The organism is Streptomyces sp. UH6 (genome assembly GCF_013421635.1).
In the GTDB taxonomy this organism is placed as follows: Bacteria; Actinomycetota; Actinomycetes; order Streptomycetales; family Streptomycetaceae; genus Streptomyces; species Streptomyces abyssomicinicus.
In genome coordinates this window covers 1-5557 of sequence record NZ_JACADT010000339.1, presented here as the reverse complement: position 1 = coordinate 5557, position 5557 = coordinate 1, and the positions used below count along the sequence as shown (strand labels likewise).

General features: G+C 73.3%; 6 protein-coding genes. 3 read left to right on the top strand and 3 right to left on the bottom strand.

Going from position 1 to position 5557, the window contains the following annotated elements:
* Positions 1-264: 264 nt before the first annotated feature.
* The 3 genes from HW445_RS17045 to HW445_RS17035 form a co-directional block, all read right to left on the bottom strand.
* Positions 265-894: an MBL fold metallo-hydrolase gene (locus tag HW445_RS17045; RefSeq protein ID WP_180221867.1), complete on the bottom strand. Its 630-nt coding sequence runs from the start codon at positions 892-894 to the stop codon at positions 265-267.
* A complete protein-coding gene (locus HW445_RS17040) occupies positions 891-1979 on the bottom strand; it encodes an S-(hydroxymethyl)mycothiol dehydrogenase (protein WP_180221866.1) in 1089 nt (362 codons plus the stop codon). Before HW445_RS17040 ends, HW445_RS17045 begins: the two co-directional genes overlap by 4 nt.
* Before the next feature lie 153 nt (positions 1980-2132).
* Complete coding sequence (locus HW445_RS17035; protein WP_180221865.1) at positions 2133-3593, bottom strand: aldehyde dehydrogenase family protein; 1461 nt, start codon at positions 3591-3593, stop codon at positions 2133-2135.
* Between the two features lie 517 nt (positions 3594-4110).
* Between HW445_RS17035 and HW445_RS17030 the strand changes: the two genes are divergently transcribed.
* The 3 genes from HW445_RS17030 to HW445_RS17020 all read left to right on the top strand — a co-directional run.
* Entirely contained in the window at positions 4111-4326 is a 216-nt protein-coding gene (locus tag HW445_RS17030; protein WP_151774049.1) for a type A2 lantipeptide, read from the top strand.
* Positions 4327-4479: 153 nt separating this feature from the next.
* Positions 4480-5286 carry an HlyD family efflux transporter periplasmic adaptor subunit gene (locus tag HW445_RS17025; protein WP_180221864.1) on the top strand — a complete coding sequence of 269 codons (807 nt, stop codon included), beginning with the start codon at positions 4480-4482 and terminating at the stop codon, positions 5284-5286.
* An 11-nt stretch (positions 5287-5297) separates the two neighbouring features.
* A partial coding sequence (locus HW445_RS17020) for a cysteine peptidase family C39 domain-containing protein (RefSeq protein ID WP_308799331.1) occupies positions 5298-5557 on the top strand: 260 nt, incomplete at its 3' end.

Genomic DNA, 5557 nt, shown 5'->3' with positions numbered 1-5557 from the left:
CCAGCAGGGCGGCGCCCCGTCTGCGGATGTCCCCCATGACCCAGGGCCTTTCTCTGGTGTTCTTCTGCCACGTGCCGGTTCCGCCGGCACGGGTTCCGCCGGCACGGGTCCGCGCCCTGGGAGGCGGTCCCGGGTCAGCCACGTCGGCGAACAAATGATGACATCACCGGACGGGTGCGTGGTGAACGGGACGGGAACCGGCACGCCGCGCGGGCGGTCCGGTTCACCGTCCCGGTCGTGCGGCGCACCGGCGGGCCGCCCGGGTCAGCGCCCCCGCGCGATCCATTCCTCCAGGTGGGGGGCCTCTTCACCGATGGTGGTGCCGTCTCCGTGGCCGGTGAGGACCTTGGTCTCCGGCGGCAGCGTGAGCAACTTCTCGCGAATCGATTCGATGATGTCCGGGAAGCTCGACCAGGACCTGCCGGTGGCTCCGGGTCCGCCCTGGAAGAGCGTGTCGCCGGTGAGGACGACTCCCAGCGCGACGGCCCGCAGGCAGACGGCGCCGGGGGCGTGCCCGGGGGTGTGGATCACCTCCAGGTCGGTGCCGGCCACCTCGATCCGCAGGCCGTCCTCGAGCCAGGCGTCGGGCAGCCGGTCCGGGTGGGTCTGCTTCCACAGGTGCAGGTCGTCCGGGTGCAGCCAGATCGTCGCACCCGTGCGCTCGGCGAGCTCGGGGGCTGCGCCGATGTGGTCGTTGTGCGCGTGGGTGCAGATGACGCCGGTCAGCCGGCGGTCGCCGACCGCCCGCAGGATCGCCTCCGCGTCGTGCGCGGCGTCGATCACCACGGCCTCGTGGTCGTCGCCGACGATCCAGACGTTGTTCTCCACGTCCCAGGTGCCGCCGTCCAGGCTGAACTGCCCTGCGGTGACGAGGCGTTCGATCCGCGCGGTCACGGGAGGACCACCACCGAACGCAGCACGTCGCCGTGGTGCATGCGCTCGAACGCCGCCTCCACGTCGGTCAGTTCGATCGTCTCGGTGACGAACTTGTCCAGCGGCAGGCGGCCCTGGAGATGCAGGTCGATCAGCATGGGGAAGTCGCGGGAGGGCAGGCAGTCGCCGTACCAGGAGGACTTCAGGGAGCCGCCGCGGCCGAAGACGTCGAGCAGCGGGAGCTCCAGCTTCATCTCCGGCGTGGGCACGCCGACCAGGACGACGGTGCCGGCCAGGTCACGCGCGTAGAAGGCCTGCCGGTAGGTCTCCGGGTGGCCGACCGCCTCGATCACCACGTCGGCGCCGAAGCCGCCGGTGAGTTCCCGGATCGCCTCGACGGCGTCCGCGTTCTTCGAGTTGACGGTGTGGGTGGCGCCCATGGTGAGGGCGGTCTCCAGCTTCCGGTCGTCGATGTCCACGGCGATGATCCGCGCGGCGCCCGCCAGGTTCGCCCCCGCGATCGCCGCGTCGCCGACACCGCCGCAGCCGATGACCGCGACGCTGTCGCCGCGGCCGACCCCGCCGGTGTTGATGGCGGCGCCGATGCCGGCCATCACGCCGCAGCCGAGGAGTCCGGCGACGGCGGGAGAGACCGACGGGTCGACCTTGGTGCACTGGCCGGCCGCGACCAGGGTCTTCTCGGCGAAGGCCCCGATGCCCAGGGCGGGGCTCAGTTCGGTGCCGTCGGCGAGGGTCATCCGCTGCCGCGCGTTGTGGGTGTCGAAGCAGTACCAGGGTCGGCCCCGCAGACAGGCGCGGCACTGACCGCACACGGCACGCCAGTTGAGGACGACGAAGTCGCCGGGAGCGACGTCGGTGACGCCCTCGCCGACCGACTCCACCACACCGGCCGCCTCGTGACCGAGCAGGAAGGGGTAGTCGTCGCTGATGCCGCCCTGCTTGTAGTGCAGGTCGGTGTGGCAGACGCCGCAGGCCTGGATCTTCACCACGGCCTCGCCCGGTCCCGGGTCCGGCACCAGGATCGTCTCGACCCGCACCGGCTGGTTCTTGCCTGGGGCGACTACGCCGCGTACTTCCTGCGCCATGGGTGACCTTTCGTCGGGGACGTGGACCGGGATCCGGCGTCCCCACCGTACGTCACCGGCCTCGGCGCGTGCCGCAGACGTGGCGACGTCGCGCAGGTCAGCGGCGTGGACCCGCCCCGGCGGGGGCGGGTCCGGTCCCGCCGGAAGGGGTCGTCAGAAGGGGTAGTGGGCGTGCTCGGTGGCGACCGTCACCCAACGGGTGGCGGAGAACGCCTCGATGCCCCAGCGCCCTCCGAAGCGCCCGTAGCCGGAGGCCTTGACGCCGCCGAACGGGGCCTGCGGCTCGTCGCCCACCGACTGGTCGTTGACGTGGACGATGCCGGTGCGCACGCGCCGGGCCAGGCGCAGTCCGTGGGTGGCGTTCTCGGTGATGATGCCGCAGGTGAGCCCGTTCTCGGTGTCGTTGGCGAGCGCGACGGCCTCGTCGTCGGTCGCGAAGCTGCGCACCACGCAGACCGGGCCGAAGGCCTCCGCGTGGTGGAGGTCGGCGTCCTCGGGCACGTCGGTGAGCACGGTCGCGGGGTGCACGGCGCCGTCCGGCTCGCCGCCTCCGGTCAGGACGGTGGCGCCCTTGCCGACGGCGTCCCGGACCAGGGCGGCGACCCGCCGGGCGGCGTCGGCGGTGACCAGGGGGCCGATCACCGTCTCGGGGCGGGTCGGGTCTCCGGCGGACAGCGAGGCGGCCTTGGCGGCGAACCGCCGGCAGAACTCGTCGGCGAGCGACGCGTGGACCAGGACGCGGTCGCCCGACATGCATATCTGGCCGGCGTTCATGAAGACGCCGAAGGTGGCGGCGTCCACGGCGTGGTCGAGGTCCGCGTCCTCGAGCACGATGACGGCGTTCTTGCCGCCGAGTTCCAGGACCGCCGGCTTCAGGTGGCGGGCGGCGTGGGTGCCGATGATCCGGCCGACCCCGGTGGAGCCGGTGAAGTTCACCGCCCGCACCCGCGGGTCGGCGATCAGCGTCTCGGCGATCTCGGCCGCGTCCTCGCGCGCGTTGGTGACGACGTTGAGCACACCGTCCGGCAGGCCGGCCTCGCGCAGCACGTCGGCGACGAAGAGGGCGCAGGCCACCGGCGCGTCCTCGCTGGCCTTGACCACCACCGTGTTGCCCGCGGCGAGCGGCGCGGCGACGGCGCGGACGCCCAGGATCACGGGAGCGTTCCACGGGGCGAAGGCGGCCACCACGCCGAGCGGCTCGCGGACCGCCATGCCGAGCACGCCCTCCTGCTGGGAGCTGAGCACCTCGCCGCGGGGCGCGGTGACCGCGGCGGCCGCCTCGCGCAGCATGTTGGCACCGAGGCCCGCGTTGAACATGGCCCAGGGGCGGGTTCCGCCGGCCTCGTTCGCCATCATCCCGGCGACCTCCTCCGCCTTGCCGTCCAGGATGTCGGCGGCCTTGAGGAAGATGGCGCGGCGGGCGAACGGGGCGAGCGCGGCCCACTCCTCGAAGGCGGCGTCCGCCGCGTCCACGGCGCGCCGCACGTCCTCGGGTCCGGCGGCGGCGACCCTCGCGTACACCTCGCCGGTGAACGGGTTGACGTCCTCCTCCGTCCGTCCGGAGGCGGCGGGCACGTCCTTGCCGCCGATGAGCAGGTCACGGGTGAGGGTCATGGTGCGATTCCCGTCGTTGCGAAGGTCCACGGATGCGCCAGGTGAACACGTGTTCACCTGCCTGGGCATGCTCCGTTCCCCGTCGAGGGAAAGTCAAGGGACGGCCGGCCGGGCCGCCCGCCCCCTCCCCCGTCACCGTCGCCGTCCCGCCCCCGCCGGACCGGCGTGCGGGAAATCTGCACACCTGCTGCCCGAAGCAGGCACCGTCCCGGCCCGCCCCGGACCGTCGGCGACCGGGCGTGGTCCGCAATGCCCGTTCCGGCCGGGGCGTGGCGCAAAGGGCCTGCGACCGCGGCGTGCCGCTTGTGTGGAAGAGATCCCCGAGCAGTGACGGGGCATTCACGTTTCCCGCCGACCTGGAGCCAAAAGCCCAGCTCGCAGCGGTTGTTGATTGGAAGACGGCGACGCGCCCGTGCTTTGATCCCACCGCGCCGCAGGGACGGCAGGCCCCCCTCCGGAGCCTGGTCGGCCCACGGCGCGAGTCCCCATAAGAAGGCCCTTACGAAGGGAAGTTCCCATGAACTTCGTCCCCCAGGTCGAGACCGCCGAAATCTCCGACGCCGAGCTGGACAACGTCTCCGGTGGTCTGCTCGGCGAGACCCTCGGTGCCGTGACCGGCGTCGTCGACGGCATCGTCCCGGTCTCCGGCATCCTCAACACCGCGATCTCCACGGTCGAGGGCACCACCGGCCTGAACACCGCTCCGGTCACCGGCCTGGTCAACAGCCTCTGACCGCACGCGATTCCTGACCGGTCCCCCCACGATCTCCGGTCGGACACCGCGCCGCCGGGTCCCGGAGCCGTCGCACGGCTCCGGGACCCCCGGCGTTCCGCACCGGTTCCCGCACAGGGCGGCCGGTATTTCCGCACAGTCGAAGGAAGACCCGTGCAGTTCCGCCAGCAGGCTCTCGACAAGCTGCGCTCGCCGGAGGACCTCGAGCTGCCCGCCCGGCTCGCCCGGCCGCAGGGCTGGCTGGTGCTCTCGGTGACCCTGGTCGTGATGGCCGCCGCGTCCCTCTGGGCGGTGGCCGGTTCGGTCGTCACCACGGTGAGCGCGCCGGCCGTGCTCACCCACGGGCGGGGCAGTTACGTCCTGCAGAGCCCCGTCACGGGACAGGTGACCGAGGTGCTCGCCGAGGAGGGCGACCGCCTCGGCGCCGGGGCGCCCGTCCTGAGGGTGCGCACCGCCGAGGGCGACGTCCCCGTACGGACGGTCGAGGCCGGACGCGTCACCGCGCTCGCCGTGAACGTCGGGGCGGTGCTGCAGACCGGCGCCGACGTGGCGGCGGTCGAGAAGGTGGTGGCCGACGACGCACCGCTGTACGCCACCGTGTACGTCCCGGCGGGCGAGGCGGCCGAGGTCCGCGAGGGCGACCGGGTGGACCTCACCGTGCAGACCGCGCCGGCCTCCCGGTACGGGGTGCTGCGCGGCGAGGTGCGGTCGGTGGAACGGCGGGCGCAGTCGCCCCGGCGCATCGCCTCCTTCCTGGGCGACTCCGGGCTGGCCGCGCGTCTCACCGAGGACGGCGCGCCGGTCGCCGTCACCGTCGGGCTGCTCCGCTCGTCGTCGACGAGGAGCGGCTACGCGTGGTCCACCGAGGACGGGCCGCCCTTCCGGCTGGACTCCATGACACAGGCCACCGCCTCCGTCCGCGTGGCCGACCAGCACCCCGTCGATTGGCTCCTGCCGTGACCCCACAGGCCGTGACCTCCCGGAAGGACCTGCCGCCGCCCGTCCGCGGCCGGCGCCGGGCCGTACCTCCGCGGCGACCCGCCCTCCGCCGGATGCGCCGCCGCACCGTGCGCACCCCGACGGTGCTCCAGATGGAGGCCGTGGAGTGCGGCGCCGCCGCGCTCGCCATGGTGCTGGGTCACCACGGACGCCACGTCCCCCTGGAGGAGCTGCGGATCGCCTGCGGCGTCTCCCGCGACGGCTCGCGGGCCGGCAACCTGCTGAAGGCGGC

Bases quoted from the DNA above. Each gene is read 5' to 3' on its own strand.
- HW445_RS17040 (WP_180221866.1), bottom strand. From the start codon at position 1,979: ATGGCGCAGGAAGTACGCGGCGTAGTCGCCCCAGGCAAGAACCAGCCG.
- HW445_RS17035 (WP_180221865.1), bottom strand. From the start codon at position 3,593: ATGACCCTCACCCGTGACCTGCTCATCGGCGGCAAGGACGTGCCCGCC.
- HW445_RS17030 (WP_151774049.1), top strand. From the start codon at position 4,111: ATGAACTTCGTCCCCCAGGTCGAGACCGCCGAAATCTCCGACGCCGAG.